The organism is Streptomyces sp. NPDC051684 (assembly GCF_044453445.1).
In the GTDB taxonomy this organism is placed as follows: domain Bacteria; phylum Actinomycetota; class Actinomycetes; order Streptomycetales; family Streptomycetaceae; genus Streptomyces.
Genome location: NZ_JBITCS010000007.1, coordinates 131,749 through 150,258, shown reverse-complemented (window position 1 = coordinate 150,258; position 18,510 = coordinate 131,749). Strand labels below are relative to the sequence as shown.

14 protein-coding genes are annotated in these 18,510 nt (G+C 71.6%); all 14 read right to left on the bottom strand.

Annotated features, from left to right (window positions below):
• Positions 1 to 48 precede the first annotated feature (48 nt).
• On the bottom strand, positions 49 to 1,365 hold the full coding sequence (locus ACIA8D_RS11215) for an FHA domain-containing protein (RefSeq protein ID WP_399230879.1): 1,317 nt from the start codon (positions 1,363 to 1,365) through the stop codon (positions 49 to 51).
• Between the two features lie 58 nt (positions 1,366 to 1,423).
• Complete coding sequence (locus ACIA8D_RS11210) at positions 1,424 to 2,779, bottom strand: VWA domain-containing protein (RefSeq protein WP_399230876.1); 1,356 nt, start codon at positions 2,777 to 2,779, stop codon at positions 1,424 to 1,426.
• A gap of 72 nt (positions 2,780 to 2,851) precedes the next feature.
• Positions 2,852 to 4,174 carry a protein phosphatase 2C domain-containing protein gene (locus ACIA8D_RS11205; protein ID WP_399230875.1) on the bottom strand — a complete coding sequence of 441 codons (1,323 nt, stop codon included), beginning with the start codon at positions 4,172 to 4,174 and terminating at the stop codon, positions 2,852 to 2,854.
• Between the two features lie 29 nt (positions 4,175 to 4,203).
• Positions 4,204 to 6,726, bottom strand: coding sequence for a tetratricopeptide repeat protein (locus tag ACIA8D_RS11200; protein WP_399231066.1), 2,523 nt, complete (start codon positions 6,724 to 6,726; stop codon positions 4,204 to 4,206).
• Between the two features lie 245 nt (positions 6,727 to 6,971).
• On the bottom strand, positions 6,972 to 8,279 hold the full coding sequence (locus ACIA8D_RS11195) for a hypothetical protein (RefSeq protein ID WP_399230873.1): 1,308 nt from the start codon (positions 8,277 to 8,279) through the stop codon (positions 6,972 to 6,974).
• Between the two features lie 70 nt (positions 8,280 to 8,349).
• Entirely contained in the window at positions 8,350 to 9,402 is a 1,053-nt protein-coding gene (locus tag ACIA8D_RS11190; RefSeq protein WP_399230871.1) for a glutamate ABC transporter substrate-binding protein, read from the bottom strand.
• A 14-nt stretch (positions 9,403 to 9,416) separates the two neighbouring features.
• The gene (locus ACIA8D_RS11185) at positions 9,417 to 10,871 is read right to left on the bottom strand and encodes a hypothetical protein (protein ID WP_399230870.1); all 1,455 of its coding nucleotides are present in this window, start codon (positions 10,869 to 10,871) and stop codon (positions 9,417 to 9,419) included.
• 190 nt (positions 10,872 to 11,061) lie between these two features.
• Entirely contained in the window at positions 11,062 to 12,051 is a 990-nt protein-coding gene (locus ACIA8D_RS11180) for an N-acetylglucosamine kinase (RefSeq protein WP_399230869.1), read from the bottom strand.
• On the bottom strand, positions 12,042 to 13,307 hold the full coding sequence (locus tag ACIA8D_RS11175; protein WP_399230867.1) for a 6-phospho-beta-glucosidase: 1,266 nt from the start codon (positions 13,305 to 13,307) through the stop codon (positions 12,042 to 12,044). The genes ACIA8D_RS11180 and ACIA8D_RS11175 overlap by 10 nt, the downstream gene beginning before the upstream one ends.
• A gap of 9 nt (positions 13,308 to 13,316) precedes the next feature.
• Complete coding sequence (locus tag ACIA8D_RS11170; protein ID WP_399230864.1) at positions 13,317 to 14,225, bottom strand: carbohydrate ABC transporter permease; 909 nt, start codon at positions 14,223 to 14,225, stop codon at positions 13,317 to 13,319.
• Positions 14,226 to 14,230: 5 nt separating this feature from the next.
• A complete protein-coding gene (locus ACIA8D_RS11165; protein WP_399230862.1) occupies positions 14,231 to 15,166 on the bottom strand; it encodes a carbohydrate ABC transporter permease in 936 nt (311 codons plus the stop codon).
• Positions 15,167 to 15,176: 10 nt separating this feature from the next.
• Positions 15,177 to 16,514, bottom strand: coding sequence for an ABC transporter substrate-binding protein (locus tag ACIA8D_RS11160; protein ID WP_399230860.1), 1,338 nt, complete (start codon positions 16,512 to 16,514; stop codon positions 15,177 to 15,179).
• 51 nt (positions 16,515 to 16,565) lie between these two features.
• Complete coding sequence (locus ACIA8D_RS11155) at positions 16,566 to 17,747, bottom strand: ROK family protein (RefSeq protein ID WP_399230858.1); 1,182 nt, start codon at positions 17,745 to 17,747, stop codon at positions 16,566 to 16,568.
• Positions 17,748 to 17,904: 157 nt separating this feature from the next.
• Positions 17,905 to 18,441: an HNH endonuclease gene (locus tag ACIA8D_RS11150; protein WP_326023161.1), complete on the bottom strand. Its 537-nt coding sequence runs from the start codon at positions 18,439 to 18,441 to the stop codon at positions 17,905 to 17,907.
• Between the last annotated feature and the right edge of the window lie 69 nt (positions 18,442 to 18,510).

The window sequence follows — 18,510 nt, the reverse complement described above, 5'->3', positions numbered from 1 at the left end:
AGACAGGCCCTAGCCAGGTGCCCGGCAACGTCCTACGACTGCGTGTGCTCAGCCGCGCCGGATCGTGATCGTCGTCCACGCCCCGACGTGCACCCGGTCACCGTCCTGAAGCGGCACGGGGACGAACGGCTGGATCGGCTCGTCGCCGCCGTTGACCGTCGTGCCGTTCGTCGAGTTCTGGTCGACGACCGCCCATGTGCCGTCCGGCTGCTGCACGAGCACCGCGTGCTGGTGCGAGACGCCCGGGTCCTCCGGCGGCACCGACAGGTCGATGTCGGGGGACTCCCCGGTGGAGTGCCGGCGCCGGCCGATCGACAGCTGGTTCCCGGTGAGCCGGCGCTGCTGCTCCGGCGAGTACGCGGGCAGGTTGAGCCCCGAGGCCTCGGGGCCGCTGCGCTGCATCATCGCCATGAAGTAGTCGCGGTCGGGACCGATCGTCGCCGACCACGTCAGCGGGCCCTGGTGCTGCGGCGGCTGCTGCTGGAACGGCGGCGGGGTCGTCGAGGGCCCCGCGTGCTGCGCCGACGGGTCCGAGGGGGGCGGGATCATCCAGTCGTCCCCACCCGTCCCACGGGGACCGCCCTGGCCGCCGAACGACGGGTTGGGCGGCGGGGGCGGCGGGCCCTGCGGGTCCTGGTGCTGCGGGAAGCCGGGCGGCGGGGGCTGCATGGGCCCCGGCTGCACGGGCTGCGCGGGCCCCTGCGGCGGCTGACCGTGCGGGCCGGGCGGCGGGCCCGGCTGCGCGGGCGGACCCGGCGGCGCCGGTGCGGGCGCCGGAGCCTGCTGCTGGAACCCGTGCGGAGCGCCACCCGTCTCGTTCGGCCCCGGACCGTCGAAGGACGGCGCCGGCGGGGGCGGCGGCGTCTGACCCGACGGCTCGTTCCCGAACGGGGACGGCGGGATCGGCTCCGCGGGCCGGTTCATCTGCGAGGGCCGCGAGCCCTGGTACTCGTACGAGTCTGGGCCCGGAGGCTGCTGCTGGAAGTGCAGCGCCGGGTTCGGGCCCTGCGGGTCCTGGTGCTGCGGGAAGCCGGGCGCACCGGGGCCGCCCTGGCCGCCCGACGTGGGCAGCGGCGGGTTCGGGGCCGCGGGCGTGTACGACGTCGCCGTGTTCGTGAGGAAGTTCCAGCGGCACTCCTCGCAGAACGGCGCACCGCCCTCACGCGGCGTGCGGCACTGCGGGCACAGTTCGGGCGTACCGGCCCCACCCTGCGGCGCCTGCGGCGCGGCCGGCTGCGGATAGCCGTAACCGGCGGCCGGGGGCGGCGGCGGAGGGGGCGGGGGCACGGCACCGGCCATGCGGTGACCGCAGACCTCGCACCAGTCTTCGGAACCCGACTGGTGTCCGTTCGGGCAGGTCGGCATGTCGGCGCTTCCCCCTCTCCTTCAAGTGCAAGCAGGGCTTGCCGTAGTGCGTGGGTGGTTATTTCTTGACGCGAACCGTCTTCGTCGACCGGGTCTCGAGAGTCATCTCGTCGGCCTCCGCGACCTTCGCTTTCAATCGAACAGTACCTTCCGCGGCGTCCACCACGTCCACCACCTTCGAAAGCAGCTTGGCCGTATCCGCGTTCCCCGAGAGGGCCGCCAGCTGCACCGCGCGACCCAGCTTCGCGGTCGCCCCGTCCGCATCGCCCGACTTTCGTGCGTCGAGTCCCTGCTGGATGACTTGTGCCAGTTCGGCCTGGCCCGTGTAGTGGGCGACCTGCGGGTTGATCGATGTAGAGGCCGCCATGTCGTCCGTCCACACCACGCGTACGAGGCCCTGTGCTCCCAGCGGTACGGCCTGCGCCGAGCCGTCCGGCTGCGGGATCACCAGGGAGACGCGGGCGGCCAGCATCTCCTGGCCGATGTCGGCGTCCGGGACCTGCACGCACACGTGGTAGTCGCGCGACTCGTCGCCCCAGGAGCCCGTGGGGTAGTCGCCGGCCCGCGGGCCTGCCTCGGTGCGGCGCTCCGTCAACTCCTCGACGGTGGGCGCCACTTGCTTCACGAACTTGATCTCGGAGCCGAGCGGGGTCCACAGGCGCAGTGCCACGTCGGCGATCTCCTTGCCCATCGCCGTCTCCATCATCTGCGTGAAGTCCTCGGCGAGATGGGCCGGATCGGCAACGATGTCGGCGGTGCCGAGGAGGGCGGAGGCGATGCCCGTGACCTCTTTCACCTCCCAGTCCGTGCCGACGCCGCGGGCGTCGCAGGTGAAACGGCCCGCGCACGCGTCCAGCGAGGCGCGCAGATCCTCCGGCGACTCGTGTTCGTTGCGGCCGTCGGTGAGCAGGATGCCGTGCCTGATCGGCACGTCGGCCGAGGCCAGGAGCCGGTCCGCGAGCCGCAGCCAGGTGCCGATCGCGGTGCCGCCGCCCGCGGAGAGCTTGCGCAGCGCCTGCTTGGCCTGGCCGCGGGTGGTGGCGTCCGCGACGGCGAGCCGGCCCTCGCCCGGGTAGATCTCCTTGGCCACATGGGTGCCCGCGATCACCGCGAAGTGCACGCCGTCGCGCAGCGCGTCGATCGCGGCGGCCGAGGCCTCGCGCGCGCCGCGCATCTTGGTGGGCGGATAGTCCATCGAGCCGGAGCAGTCCACCATCAGCGCGACCGCGGCGTCCGTGCCCCCGCCCGCGACGCTGTAGAGGTGGGGCGCGCTGACCGCGCCGCCCACGGTGCCGCCCCCGGTGGAGGTCACCGTGACGATCGCGTTGACGTCGCGGCCGCCCTCCGGCAGATATTCGTTCTGGTAGACCTCGACGGAGAACTGCGGAACGTGCGATTTCGAGAAATTTGCCATGGCGTCATGTCCCCCCTGAACAAGACCATTTGTGCGGCTTTCCCGCCTAGGGCCTGTCGTTCGGGTCAGGCCCTACGCCGATCCTGCCCCCGACTGCGGCACGGGGAACGGCAGCACCGCCACCGTTACGTTGTCGTGGCCCCCGCCGTCGAGGGCGTGGCCGACCAGCACCTGGGCGCTGTGCAGCGGGTTGCGGGCCGCGTCCGCGGGCAGCACACGGGCCATCTCGTCGGCGGACTCCGCGTAGTTCCACAGCCCGTCGGTGCAGACCACGACCACGCCGGGGCGGTCCGGCTTGAACGAGGCGGTGTGCGGCTCCAGTTCGTACGCGTCCGCGCCCAGCCAGCCCGTGATCGCGTGCGCCCGCTCGTCCGCGTACGCCTCCGCCTCGCTCATCAGGCCCGCCGCGACCATCTGCGCGGCCCACGAGTCGTCCTCGGTGAGCCGGGCCGCGGGCGCCTCGCGGTCGTCGGGCACCCAGTAGGCGCGGGAGTCGCCGATCCAGCCGACGATCAGCAGCTCCTTGGTGACGACCGAGGCGACGAACGTGCACGCGGGCGCGTTCTGGTGCGGCTTGTGCTCACGGGCCGTCTCGGGCTCGTCCGCGAGCGCGTTGACCGCCTCGGCGGCCGCGACGATCGACTCGTGCATGGCCTGCTGCGGGTGCGTGCCGCGCGGCAGCGCCTCGTGCAACGCCTCGGTGGCGGCGCGGGACGCGGCGAGCGACGCGTCGTCGGGCCGCGTCGCCGACGACACTCCGTCGCAGACCACGGCGACGACCGCGGCGGAGCCGTCGGGCAGCGCGGCCGAGGAGATCGCGAAGAAGTCCTCGTTCCTGTGGTGGCGCAGGCCCCGGTCGCTGACCGCGGCGACCGCGCCCAACTCCTGCTCCATGTGGTCGCGTTCGCGGGGCTGGGCATGACCGCAGTTCTCGCAGTAGCCGTCCGGGTCGACGTGCCCTGAACGGCAGGCCACGCACAGCTTGGTGCCGGCCGGAATGGGGTATCCCCTGCTCGAGTTTGTTCGAGAGCTTGGGGAAGTCGCGGCCCCCAGCTCCTCCGGCGACGCGGTGCGCGGGTCGGGCGCGGCGAGCCGGAAATCGTCGTCGGCCGGCGGGGTGTCGAAGCGTACGGCGGCGGGGAGTTCGGAGCCGCCGGAGTCCGTGCCCTGCAGATCCGTCGGCAGGTGCACCGGGGCGGGCAGGTCCGAACTGTCCAGGTCGGGGGCGGCGGGCCACTCCACGGATGCGGGCTCACCGGCCGGGTCCGGCGCGGTGTCCGGTGCGGCGTCCCGCGCGGCCGACCGCGCCGCCGCCGACGACAGGTCGTATCCGCACGCCCCGCAGAAGCGATCGGCCTCTTCCAGAGGCTCCTCGCAGCTGGGACACACTGACATAGCGGCCGCCTTGTGCGTCTGCGACATCCTCACACCCACGTCCGGGGGCGGTAGCGGTTCGCCCGCTCCACCAGTTCGATCCTCTCCTCGCCGCGCTGAGCGAGCCTGGCCAGAGTCCGGTACGAGCGTTCAAGACCGAGGCGGAGGCCGCGCTCGTCCAGATCGCTGCCGAGCACCACCGTACGCACGGGACCCTGCGGCGGACCGGAACCCTGCCTACCGGAGAGTACCCAGTCCAGAGCCGTGCCGAGCACCTCGGTGGACAACTGCTCGCGGCGCACCGCGTCGAGGCCGAACGCGTCGAGCGCCTCGACCTGACCCGCGGCGGCCGTCAGATCGTGCAGCAGCGGGTCCCCGTTGAGCCCCTGGGCCGTCCGGCCGCGCAGCCGCGAGCGCACCGCGGCGACCCGCGCCGCCGTGTAGTGGATCGACGACTCGGGCACCGACTCCAGGGTGCGCACCGCGCCGCCCCGGTCGCCGGAGGCCAGTTGCACGCGCGCGAGGCCGAACGCCGCGCTGACATAGCTCGGGTCGGTCGACCACACCAGGCGGTAGTACTCCGCCGCGTTGTCGAGCTGGCCGAGCACCTCCGCGCACACGCCGAGCGCCAGCTTCGGCGCCGGCTCGCCCGGGAACGCGTCGTATATGGCGTCGAAGGACAGCGCCGCGTTCGCGTGGTCGCCGGTCGCGAGCGCCGCGACGCCCCGGTACCAGACCACCCGCCAGTCGTCGGGATGGTCGGCCTCCAGGGCGGCCAGGCCCCGCGCCGCCGGATCGAGCTCGCCCATTTCGAGGCGGGCCCGCAGCTCCCGCAGGCGCAGTTCGAGGGAGTCGGCGGGCGCCGCGTGCAGGGCCGCGATCAGCTCGGCGGGCGCCGAGGTCATCAGGCCCGCGAGGAACCCGGCGTTCGGATCGCCCGGATCGACGCGCGGCACCGGGAGCGCGAGCGCGGTGCCCTGCGCCTGGAGCGGCTTGACGAGTTCGGCGGACGACGGCGGCAGGGCGGGCGCGTCGGGCGGCGGGGGCAGCGCGGCCGCCGCCTTCCGCGGGCCCCGGCCGCCCCGCGCGCGCACCGGGACCTCCCGCGCCCCGAGCGGCGACACGTCGCCTTCGAGCAGGCCGAACAGCTCCGTGTCCGTGACCTTCACCTCGGGCCCGAACAGCGTGGACAGGGCGGGCCGCGGCCGGCTCGTCTGGAGCGCGACGACCTCCCGCAGGACACCCGTCAGCTGCTCCGCCATCTCCTGCGCCGAGGCGAAGCGGCGGGCCGGGTCCGGGTCGGTGGCGCGCACGAGGAGCCGGTAGAACGACTCGTACCTGCGGAACACCTCGATGTTGTCGGGATCGGGCAGCGAGTCCACGAACATGCTCGTGTAGCCCTGGAAGTCGAAGGTGAGCAGGGCGAGCGTACGGGCCACGGTGTAGAGGTCCGAGGCAATGGAGGGCCCCAGCTCGGCGACCTCGGGTGCCTGGAAGCCGACCGTTCCGTAGATCGCGCTCTCGTCGTCGTCCATCCTGCGGACCGCGCCCATGTCGATGAGCTTGAGCTGGTCCTCCGTCTGGATCGCGTTGTCGACCTTGAAGTCGCAGTAGAGGAGATTGCGGCTGTGCAGATGGCCGAGGGCCTCCAGGGCCTCGATGCCGTACGCGCACGCCTGCTCCACCGGCAGCGGGTCCCGCCTGCCCTGCGGGGTGCGCCGCTCGTTGGCGATCTCCTTGAGGGACTTGCCGCCCACGTACTCCATGACGATGTAACCGTCCAGGGAGCCGGTGCGCTGGTCGAGGTGCTCGACGAAGTTGTAGATGCGGACGATGTTGGAGTGCTCGATCTCCGCGAGGAAGCGGCGCTCCGAGATCGCGGCGGCCATCGCGTCCTGGTCGCCCGTGTCGAGCAGGCCCTTGAGGACCACCCAGCGGTCGGACACGGCGCGGTCCACGGCGAGATAGACCCAGCCGAGGCCGCCGTGCGCCAGGCAGCCCACGACCTCGTACTGACCGTGCACGATGTCGCCCGTGTCGAGCTTGGGCACGAAGGAGTACGGGTGGCCGCACTTGGTGCAGAAGCCTTCCGTGCGGCCCGGCCGCTCGCCCCGCGAACGGCCCACGGGGGCCCCGCAGTCGGAGCGCGAACAGAACCGCTTGCGCTCGGGCACCTCGGGGTGCTCCTGCACCATCGCGCGCGGGTCGGGCCGCGGCACGTCCGGCACGTTGACCAGGCCGACGCCGAGCCGCGCCCGGCCCGAACCGCTCGCGCCCGCCCCGGAGCTGCGCACCGACACCGAGCGCGAGGTCGAACTCCCCGACAGGGAGCGGGAGAGCCGGCCCGAGACCGACCTGCGGGACTGCGAGGAGCGCGCCGAGGTCCTGGCCGACGTCCGCGAACTGGAGCCGGAGCTCTGCGAACCGCGCTGCCCGCCACCGGCGACCCCGGTCGGCGGCGACGCCACCATGCCTTCCCCAAGCTCTCGAACATACTCGAGCAGGGGATGCCCCATTGGCGACACCACCGGGGCAAGCCCGCAGGTGTCGCAGTACAGCTCGCCGCCGCCCATGTCCTCGTAGGAACCGGTGCAGCCGGGCCGCTGGCAGGACGACGCGGCGGCCGGTGCGGCGGGCGCGGCCACAGGGGCGCCCTGCGGCCGGGCGGCGGGCCGGTGCGTGGGCGCGCTGCCCCCGTAGGTGCGACCGGCACCGGCCGTCTCCGGCTTCAGGCCGCACGTGTCGCAGTACAGTTCCCCGCCCATGTCCTCGTACGAGCCCGTGCAACCCGCTCTGCCGCACTTCTGTGGCGCCACGCTCACGACTCCCCCCTGGCCGTTCTGTCGGCGGGCGCGGACAGCGCGTCCGCCGCCGCCCGTTGATACCGCAGCACCGCTGCCTCCGCGGCCCGCAGATTGCAGGGCGCGCTCCACAGCATGCGCCGCGCCGCGTCGTACCGCTCCACCAGGAACGGATCCTCGGCGAAACCGAGCCGCGCGACCTTCGCCTTGTACGCGTCGAGCCGCCCGCGCAGCTCCGCGCGGATCGCCAGCGGCGCCGTCACCGCCGTCAACTCGGCCCGCGCGCGCAGCAGTTCGTCCTCCGCCTTCGACTCCAGCGACTCCAGGAGCGGCGAGAGCCGGTTCCACTGGCCGTGCCTGCGGTACTCGGCCGCCGTCGCCAGCTGCTCCTGGAGCACCGTCGGCGGACCCGACACCGCGGGCACGTCGGATCCGGCTATCTTCGCGAGTACCTCGCCGCGCGCCGACCGGGCCTCGGCGAGCACACGGTCCGCGCGCGACAGCACGTCCCGCAGCCGGCCGAGCCGCACCTCCGCGTCCTGCCGCACGCCGAGCACGGCCTCGATCTCCCGGCGCACGTCCTCCAGGGCGCGCGCCTCCCGGTCGTACGCCGTCGTGTCGGGGCGGCCGCCGCCGGGCGCCGAACTCCCCGCCGATCTCCGCCAGTACGTGAGCGGGTCCGAGACCACTTCCTCGCGCAGCAGGGTCAGCGAGCCGGTGATCCGCTCCAGGTCGTCGCCCGCCGGATGCTCACCGGGGCGCACCCCCACGGAGTGCGCGAGCTGCCGGGTGCGGGCCAGCTCGGCGGCGAGCATGTCGATCCGGGCGGGCAGCGCCGACCACACCGCGTCGGCGGCCACCACCATGTCCAGGGACGACGCGTACAGCGCGTTCATCCGGTCGACGAGCGCCGCGAGCGTGAACTGCTCGGACAGCTTCGCGGGCCCGGTGATGGACGGCGAAGTGCCGCCCGCCCCCGCGCCCGGCGCGATCGTGACGGACTCGCCGCGCAGCAGCTCCGTCAGCTCCACCAGGTCGCCGCGGCTGGGCAGCCGACGCCGCGAGCGGACCTCCCGCGCCGTGCGCAGCGCGTCCGCGTACGCGTCGAAGTACGCCCACAACAGCGTGATCTCCTGCTCGGCCGAGGCCCAGCGCTCCTCGGTCGTACCGGTCAGCCGGGCGCCCTCCAGGAGTCTGCGCCCCGCGTGGTCCTGGAGGGCGAGCAGCGACGTCTCGATCGCTTCGTGCTCCGCGCCGAGCCGCGCCAGGGCACGGTCCACCTCGTCCCGGTCCATCACTGGGCCGGCGGGTCCCGCGACGCCCATCGATCACCTCTCGCTTTCCCGAGTCCTCGTCAAGTCCCTGCCGCGCTGCGTGGTGCGTCCCGCCCTGCCGCTACTGGTACTTCGGTGCGGGCGGCCCCGAGGAGGAGCCGAGGGCCGGCTTCAGCCAGTGGTCGTACGACTTCTGCCAGCCGTCCGACTTCCGGTAGTCCACCAGCACCTGGTTGACGCGGCGCACCAGGTCGTCCGCGCCCTTCTTCATGGCGACGCCGTAGAACTCCTTGGTGTACGGCTCGCCCTTGAGCTCCACCGTCGGGTCCTGCGCGGCCTGGCTCGCCGCGAGCGCGCCGTCGGTGACCACCGCGTCGACCTCGCCGAGCTGCAACCGCACCAGGCAGTCCAGCTGGTTCGGCACGGTGGTGGAGATGTCGGTGCTCTGCGGGAGGCCGCCCTCTTCCACCGGCTTCTTCTTGCCGTCGTCCAGAGAGGACGCGGCCGTCGAACCGGTCGCCGTGCAGATCCGCTTGCCCGCGAGCGAGGCCCCGTAGCCCTTGATGTCCGAGGTCTTCGGGGCGAGCACCTGCTGCCCTGTCTGGAAGTACGCGGTGGAGAACGCGACGTCCTTGAGGCGCTCGCAGCTGATGGTCATCGTGCGGACCACCATGTCGACGTCGCCGCGCTGGATCGCCGGGATGCGTTCGTTGGTGGGGATGGCGCGGAAGCGGACCGCGTCCCGGTCGCCGAGGATCTCGCCCGCGATCTCGTGCGCGAGATCGATGTCAAAACCTTCCAACTCGCTGTTCTTCGCTGAGCTGTTGGGGTCGCGATAGCCCCAGCGGTAGCTGTTCTGGTCGACGCCGACCGAGAGATAGCCGCGGTCCTTGATGGCGCTCACCGCGCTGCCGCTCTCGCTGCCCGAGGGGGAGAGGCTGCGCTCCGGCTCCTTGCCCTTCGCCGCAGGGTCGCAGGCCTCCGCCCTGGCCTGCCGGCCGTCGGCGACGCCACCGGACGCGTAGCTCGTCGTGCCGTCGGCCGAGGGGCGCTGCTGCTGGGTCAGCGGGAGCAGCAGCGCGAACACCGCCGTCAGGGCGCAGGCCACCGCCATGGCCGCCACTCCGCCCCAGCCGCGCAGGGTCACCTGCCGCGCGGTCCTTTGCTCCTGCATCGCCGCACCCCCTCTCACCGGTACTCCGAAAGCCTGCGTCCGATGCCGAACACCGCGCCCGCCGCGGCGAGCACCGCCAACACCGCGGCGCCCACGGGCAGTCCGGTCATCGCGTCGCGACCGCCGCTCGCCTCGTCACTGAACTGACGCTGCTCGTGCACGAGGGCCGTGTCCAGATTCTTGTCCACCAGATCGAAGCATTCACCTGTCGGCTTGTCCTCCTTCGAACCGATGATCTTGTCCAGCGCGCCCTGATAGTTGCCCGAGTCGTCCTGCTCGCGCGCGTCCTGGTGGCGCTTGCGCCACTCCTTCATGCCGGCGTTCGCCTTGGTCACGGGCGTCCGGCCCGCGGTGTCGCCCTCGTCGTCGGCGAGCGCGTACGCGGCGTTCAGCTTGCCGGCGAGCGCGGTCATCTCCTGCTGGAAGTCGACGTCGTACTTGTCCTTGGTCTCGCCCTTCACGGACACCGTCTCGGCGCCCCGGCTGACCAGCGTCAGATTCTCGCTGCCCCGCGCCTTCAGGGACGCGATGCTCGCGTCGTGCAACACGTTCAAGGACCGTACGCCATGGTCGTAGGACGAACTGAGCCCGCTGCGCGCGACGGTGTGACCGACGACGAGCCAGAGCAGCACCACGGTGGACGCCGCGGTGGCGGCGAGCAGCCCCTGGTTGAACACCCGGTTCGTACGGAGGTAGTTGCGCCGCTGCGCCCACGCGAGACCCGCGAGGGCTAGCACGCCGAGGGCGATGGCGATCCACGGGTAGGGCGTCGCCGAGTCGTAGTCGTCGCGCAGCCGCTGGTTCTCCGTCTTGTAGAGGTCCTCGGAGGCCGGGAGCATCTCGGTCTGCATCTTCTCGTTGGCGTACCGCAGATAGGCGCCGCCCAGCGGGAAGCCCTGCCGGTTGTTGGCCCGGGCCCGCTCGATGAGGCCCTTGTACTGCGGCAGCAGCTTGTTCAGCTCCGCGATCGTCCTCGCCGACCGGGTGCCGGGGTCGGTGCTGGTCGCCGCGGTCACCAGCTTGTCCGCGGCGCGCCGGATGTCCCGCTCGTACCGGTCGCGCGCCACCGCCGGTTCCTGGCCCCCCGCCAGGAACCCGCTGGACGCCGCCGTGTTGGCGTCGGCGAGCGAGCGGTAGATGTCGGCGGCGTCGGCGCTCAGCGGCTGGCTGGAGTGCAGCACGTCGTCCGCCGCCGCCGAGCGGTCCGTCATCTGCCAGGCCGTCGTCGCGCCGAACGCCACGACGAGCAGGGCGAGCACGGCGCCGATGATGCGCAGCCGGCCCGGCTCGGTCGTGGCCCCCGCCTTCAGCCGGTCCACACCCTCCGCCCAGGCGGTACGCCGCCGGGGCGCGGGTGCAGGCGCGGGTGGCGTACCGCCCCGCTGTGCCTGTGGTGGCACGCCCGGCATCGACGGTGCGGCGGCGGGGCGCTCCGGCGGCGCCACGCTCCCGTTCGACGGGTATGTCACTTCGACCCTCCCCCATGGTCGTACGTCGGTCGCAAGTATCGCTTGGGCGACTGACATCCGCACAGCCATTCACTGGATCATGTGCGGAAGCGTTTCGCTTTGGAACACGTGGGGGCGGGGGGTTCGGTTCCCTGTTGGTGTCTGCGGCGACGGGGTTGGGGCCGCGGGGCGCTGCCCCGGGCCCCGCTCCTCAATCGCCGGAGGGGCTTGATTTGTAGCGGGCTCGCACTCGGGCGTGCAGCTCTGGGGGTGCTCCTGTCGCGTCCAGGCCCAGCAGGGCTGCTCCGAGCACTGGGGGTTCCGCCACCACCCGGGGGGTCGCTCGCGGGGCTTGCTCGGACAGCAAGGTACGTACACGGTCGTTGAGTTGGGGGTGACAGGCCGCCAGGACGCTGCCGCCCAGGAGGACCGGGACCTCCTCCTCCAACAGGTCGAGCCTGCGCAGCGCCACCGTTGCCATCGCCACCACCTCGTCCGCCATCCGCTCGACCAGGGAGCGGGCCACCGGGTCGCCGGACGCGGCCGTGGTGAAGAGGACCGGGGTGAGTTCGTGGCGGCGGGCCGTCGGGATGTGGCCCAGGTGCATCGCCTCGATCAGGGCGTACATGGACGGGAGGGAGAAGTGGGCCGGCAGCGTGTGCATCAGGGCCGTCGGTTCGCCGCGGCCGTCCTCCGCGCGCGCCGCGAACCAGATGGCCTCCTCCGCCAGGCCGCCCCCGCCGCCCCAGTCGCCCGAGAGCCGGCCGATCGCCGGGAAGCGGGCGGTGCGGCCGTCCGGGAGCATGCCGGCGCAGTTGACGCCCGCCCCGCACACGACGGCCACGCCGCGCGGTTCGGCGTCCTCCAGGAGGCCCGCGCGCAGCACGGCGAAGGTGTCGTTGCGAACGTCGACCCGGGAGCCCCAGCGGCGGGCGGTGAGCGCCTGCGCCAACTGTTCCTCCTCCACCGGGAGATCGGCGTTGGCCAGGCACGCCGAGACGTGGTCGACCGTGTCGACGCCCGCCTGCGCGAACGCCCGGCCGACCGCGTCCGCCAGGACGTCCACGGCCGGTTCGGCGTTCGAGCGGTGCGGCTGGAAGCCGCCGCCGCGGGCCGCGCCGACGACGGTGCCGTCGGCCGCGACCACCGCGACGTCGGTCTTGCTGTTCCCCGCGTCGATGGCGAGGACGGTCATGCCCACGCGAGGTGCTCCCGGTTGTGCGCGATCAGTTCGTCCGTGAGGCGGTCCGCGTACTCGATCTGGCCGATCAGCGGGTGGGCGAGGAGCGCGTTGAAGACGCGGTCCCGGCCGCCCTTGAGCGCCGCCTCCAGGGCCAGGTCCTCGTAGGCGGTGACGTTGGCGATGAGGCCCGCGTACAGCGGGTTGAGCGCCGGTACGGGCAGCGGCTTCGCGCCCTTCGCGTCCACCGACGCCTGCACCTCGATCACCGCGTCGTCGGGGAGGAAGGGGAGCGTGCCGTTGTTGTAGGTGTTGACCACCTGGTGCGGGGAGCCACCGCCGCCGAGGAGCGACGCGGCCAGGTCGACGGCCGCCTCGCTGTAGAAGGCGCCGCCGCGCCTGGCGAGCAGTTCCGGCTTCTCGTCGAGCGCCGGGTCGCCGTACATCTTCAGCAACTCGGCCTCCATCTCCGCCACTTGGGAGGCGCGGGACGGCTTGGTGCGCAGGTCCCGTACCACCTCGTCGTGCTGGTAGTAGTAGCGCAGGTAGTAGGACGGGACGACACCGAGGCGGTCGACGAGCGTGCGCGGCATGTGCAGGTCCTCGGCGACGGCGTCGCCGTGCTCGGCCAGCAGGCGCGGCAGCACGTTCTCGCCGTCGGGGCCGCCGAGGCGCACGCCCAGCTCCCACGTCAGGTGGTTGAGGCCGACGTGGTCCAGGTGCACCTGGGACGGCTGGACCTCAAGCAGTCGCGCGAACTTGCGCTGGAAGCCGATCGCGACGTTGCACAGGCCGACCGCCTTGTGTCCGGCCTGGAGCAGCGCGCGGGTCACGATGCCCACCGGGTTGGTGAAGTCGATGATCCAGGCGTCCGGGTTGGCGCGGCGCACCCGTTCGGCGATGTCGAGGACGACGGGGACCGTGCGCAGCGCCTTCGCGAGGCCGCCCGCGCCGGTCGTCTCCTGGCCGACGCAGCCGCAGTCCAGCGGCCACGTCTCGTCCTGGTTGCGGGCGGCCTGGCCGCCGACGCGGAGCTGGAGCAGCACGGCGTCCGCGTCGGCCACGCCGGCGTCCACGTCGGACGTCGTACGTATGACGCCGGGGTGGCCCTGCTTGGCGAAGATGCGGCGGGCGAGGCCGCCGACCAGTTCGAGGCGGTCCGCCGCCGGGTCGACGAGCACCAGCTCCTCGATCGGCAGGGTGTCCCTCAACCGCGCGAATCCGTCGATGAGTTCGGGTGTGTAGGTCGATCCTCCGCCGACCACGGCGAGCTTCATGAAAATCCCTTAGCCCTTTACTCCGGTGAGGGTGACGCCTTCGACGAAGGCCTTCTGTGCGAAGAAGAAGACGAGACAGACCGGCGCCATCACAAGCAGTGTGGCCGCCATCGTCAGGTTCCAGTTGACGCTGTGCGCGGACTTGAAGGACTCCAGGCCGTAACTCAGCGTCCAGGAAGCCGGGTTCTGGGCCGCGTAGATCTGCGGCCCGAAGTAGTCGTTCCAGCAGTAGAAGAACTGGAAGAGGGCGACGGCGGCGATGCCCGGCTTGGCCATCGGCACCACGATCTTCAGCAGTGTGCGCAGTTCGCCGCAGCCGTCGACCTTCGCCGACTCGATGTACTCCTTCGGGATCGTCAGCAGGAACTGACGGAGCAGGAAGATCGAGTACGCGTCGCCGAACGCCATCGGGATGATCAGCGGCCACAGCGTCCCCGAGAGGTGGAACTGCTGCGCCCACACCAGGTACATCGGGATCACGATGACCTGCGGCGGCAGCATCATCGTCGAGATGACCAGCATCATCGCGGTGCGCCGCCCGCGGAAGCGGAACTTGGCGAGCGCGTAGGCGACGGGGATCGCCGAGCACACCGTGAACAGCGTGCCGAGGCCCGCGTACAGCAGCGAGTTCTTCCACCAGTCGAGGAAGCCGTCGGTCTCCAGGACCGCCTTGTAGTTCTCCCAGTGCCAGGAGTCCGGCCACAGGTCGCCGCTCATCGCCTGCCCGTCGCTCATCACGGACGTGAGGAAGACGAACACGAACGGGAGGACGAACAGCAGCGCCACCGCGATGGCGATGCTGTGCACGGCGATCCAGTTCAGGACGCGTTGGCGGCGGGCGCGCCGGGCGGCGGGGCCGCGCTCGGGGGCGGGGTCCGCCGTGACGGCCGGGCTCGGCCGCAGTGTCGTAGTGGTCATGTCGATCAGTCCTCCGCCGCGAGCAGACCCGAGCGCTTGCGCATGAGCAGCGAGGTCACGGCCATGGCAATGGCGAACAGGACGAGCGAGAGCACGCACGCCGCGCCGGTGTTGAAGTTCTGGAAGCCCATCGAGTAGACGAGCTGCGGGACGGTGAGCGTCGAGTGGTCGGGGTAGCCCGGCTGGATGACCGAGCCGGGGCCGATGGAGATGCCCGAGGCGATCTTTCCGGCGACGAGGGCCTGCGTGTAGTACTGCATGGTCTGCACGACGCCCGTCACCACGGCGAACATGACGATCGGGGTGATCGAGGGCCAGGTCACGTAGCGGAACTTGGCGAAGGGGCCCGCGCCGTCGAGCTCGGCGGCCTCGTACTGCTCCTTCGGCACGTCGAGCAGCGCGGCCATGAAGATGACCATGAGGTCGCCGATGCCCCAGAGGGAGAGCAGGACCAGCGAGGGCTTGGCCCACGTCGGGTCGTTGAACCAGTTGGGTCCGTCGATGCCGACCTTGGCGAGGATCTCGTTGACCGGACCGCTGCCGGGGTTGAGCAGGAAGACGAAGGCGACGGTCGCGGCCACAGGCGGCGCCAGGTACGGCAGATAGAACGCGGTCCTGAAGAAGCCGACGCCGCTCTTGATCTTCGTGACGAGCAGGCCGAGCGAGAGCCCGAACACCACGCGCAGCGCCACCATCACGACGACGAGCCACACCGTGTTCCACAGCGCGGGCCCGAAGAGCGGCATGTCCCGGAACACGTACACCCAGTTCCGCAGCTCCACGAAGGTGGGCGCCTTGATCTGGTTGTAGTGCATGAACGAGAAATAGACGGTGGCGAGCAGCGGATAGGCGAAGAAGACGCTGAATCCGATCAGCCAGGGGGATAGGAAGCCCACGGTGCGCAGTCTGCGGCGCGCGGGCCGGGAAAGGGTGAGTGCCATGGCGCGCTCCTCAGTTCTGCGACTGCAGGGTGTCGGCGTCGATGAGTTTGTCGAGGCGCCGCAGACCGGACTTCAGGTCGGAGACCTCACCGGCCTCCTCGCCGTAGCTGAAGTCCTGCAGCTGCGCGATGTACATGCCGCCGTTGGTGGAGGGCGGCATCACCTGGCTGTACTTGTTCTTCGCGATGCCGAGGAAGGTGCGGAACGTCGGATCGGCGTCCAGTTTCGGCGACTTGAGCGCGGCGTAGGTGGACGGCACGTTGTGAATGGCGTTCGCGAACTTCACGACCTGGTCGGTGTCGGCGGTCAGGAATTTCACCAGTTCCCAGGCCGCGTTCTGGTGCTTGCTGCTGTGCGCGATGCCGGCGACGGTGCCGGTGAGATAGCCGCGACCGTAGGTCTTCGCCTGGTCGTCCGGGACGGGCAGCGGCGCGACGCCCCAGTCGAACTTCGCCTTGGCGTCGTTCAGCATGAGCCCGCGCCACTCGCCGTCCATGTGCATGGCGAGCTTCCCGCTGAGAAAGGCGTTCTGGTTCGACATCTCGTCGCCGAACGAGGTCCGGAACCGCTCAAGTGCCTTGTATCCGCCCTGCGCGTCCCGGAGCTTCTTGGCCTCCTTGAAGAATTCGTACGTGGCCGGTTCCTTCGCGAGCCGCGAATTCCCCTGCGCGTCGAAGTACTTGGGCCCCCACTGGGCGAACAGCCGGTCCGGGCTGTTCTGGTAGAGCCGGAAGTCCGGCATGAAACCGACGCGCTTGTACGAGGAGCCGTCCTTGACGGTGAGCTTCTTGGAGTCGGCGACGAACTCGGACATGGTCCGCGGCGGCCGCTCGATGCCCGCCTTCTTGAAGGCGTCCTTGTTGTAGTACATGCCGAAGGCGTCCGCGAGCAGCGGCAGGGCGCACTGATTGCCGCGGTAACTCGTGTAGTCCAGCAGTGACTTCGGAAAGACCTCGTCCTTCTTGAGCCCGGTCTTCTTCATGAACGGGTCGAGGTCGACCCACATGCCGGAGTCGCAGTACTGGCCGACGTTGTTCGTGGTGAAGGAGGAGACGACGTCGGGGGCCTCGCCGCCACCGGCCCGCAGGGCCTGATTGGTGGTGGCGTCCGAAACATTGCCGGTGGTCTTCACCTTGATGTTCGGGTGCAGCTTCTCGAAGCGGGCGATCGAGTCGTTGATCGCCTTCACCTCGCCGGGCGCCGACCAGCCGTGCCAGAACTTCAGCGTCACGGGCTTCGTCGGGTCGTCGGCGGCGCTGCCGGTACTCGGATTGGCGCAGCCGGCGAGCAGCAGTCCGGCCGCGGCGAGCCCTACGGGCGCGCGCAGGGGTATGCGCCATCGCGGCATGGCGAACGTCCTTTACGTGTACGGGGGTTGGGGGACCTGCGGTGGAGCGGGTTACGCGGGGTTGCTGGTGTCGAAGACGCGGTCGCGGGCCTGGGTGAGGGCGGTGCGCAGGGCGCCGGTGAGGATGGGGTCGCCGGGCAGGTCGCTGATGCGCAGCTGGGGGCGGGGCAGGGCGAGTCCGGTGAGCTGTTCCTCGACGCGGTCGCGCAGGGCGTCGCCGCCGGCCCGGGCGACGTGCCCCGACAGGACGACGAGTTCGGGGTCGACGACGGCGACGACCGCGGCGAGCCCGGTCGCGAGCCGGCGGGCCACCTCCTCGACGACCCGCTCGTCGCGCATCGCCTCATCCAAGTCCTTGACGCCGCCCGCGAGTTCACGGACCGCGGCGGCGGCGACCAGGCTCTGGAGTCCGCCGCCCCCGTCCGAGCGGGCGACGGAGTCGGAACCGCCGCGCGCGAGCGGAGCCCCCGGCAGCGGCATGTAGCCGATCTCGCCCGCGCCGCCGGTCGCTCCGCGCAGCAGGGTGCCGCCGAGCACGATCGCGGCGCCGACGCCCTCGTCGACGTAGGCGAGCACGAAGTCGTCATGGTCCTGCGCGGCGCCCTCGTACTGCTCGGCGATGGCGGCGAGGTTGACGTCGTTCTCGATGGAGACGGGGGTGCCGAGCACCTGGGCGAGGTCGTCGCGCAGCGTGCGGGAGTGCCAGCCCGGCAGGTGCGGGGCGTAGCGGAGCTGCCCGGTGTGCGGGTCGATGGCACCGGGGGTGCCGATGACCGTGGCGGTCAGGTCGCCGTGGCCGAGGCCCGCCTGGCGCAGTGCCCCGTCGGTGGCCTCGGCGACGAGCTGGGCGGTGCGGTGCCGCACGTCCTCGCTGACGGCCTTGGCCTCGATGCGGCGGCGGCCGCGTTCGGCGCCGGTGATGTCGGCGACGACCGCGGTGATCCCGGTGGGGTCCGCGGACAGGGCGGCGACGTGCGCGGCGCCGGGATCGATCTCGTACAGCAGGGCGTTGGGGCCCGGCCGGCCGCTCTGGCTGCCGGTGGTCCGCACGAGTCCGGCCGCTTCGAGGCGGCCGAGCAGCTGCGAGGTCGTCGGCTTGGACAGGCCGGTCAGCTCGCCGATCCGGGTGCGGGTGAGCGGGCCGTGGGCGACGAGGAGGTCGAGCGCGGCGCGGTCGTTCATGGCGCGCAGGACGCTGGGGGTGCCGGGGGGACCGGCCGCGGTGTGCGCCATTGCGGGAGCCCGCCTCCTCGTACTGTTAGGAAACTTTCCTATTGGGGTGCGAGGAAAGTAAGCCGCCCGTACGGGTGCGGTCAATAGGTGAGGGGCCGCGCACTTCGTGTGCGCGGCCCCTCACGGTGTGCCGGACGGCAAAAAACCCGGATCGACGTCAGGCTGAGATGCCTTCGATCCGGGCCAGGGCCTCGTCCGCGCCGAACGGTTGCAGATACGGCAACCAGCGCGGATCCCGATGTCCGGTCCCGATGATCCGCCACGCGAGCCCCGAGGGCGGGGCGGGCTTGTGGCGCAGGCGCCAGCCGATCTCCACCAGATGGCGATCGGCCTTCGTGTGATTGCAGCGGCGGCACGACGCCACCACGTTCTCCCAGGCGTGCTGACCCCCGCGGCTGCGCGGGATCACGTGGTCGACGCTGGTTGCGACGCCACCGCAGTACATGCACCGGCCGCCGTCACGGGCGAACAGTGCGCGTCGGGTCAGCGGAACGGGCCCCCGGTAGGGAACCCGGACGAACCTTTTGAGCCGGACGACGCTGGGAGCGGCGACGGTACGTGTTGCGCTGTGCATGAAGGCGCCGGACTCCTCGAGGCACGTGGCCTTGTTCTCGAGGACGAGTACGAGCGCGCGGCGGAGCGGTACGACGCCAAGGGGCTCGTACGACGCGTTGAGGACCAGGACATGCGGCACGGATGCCTCCTTGTACGCCGGCGGCGCGTGGCTCGCGCCGGGACGATCTCCTGGCCAGTGTCCCCTCAC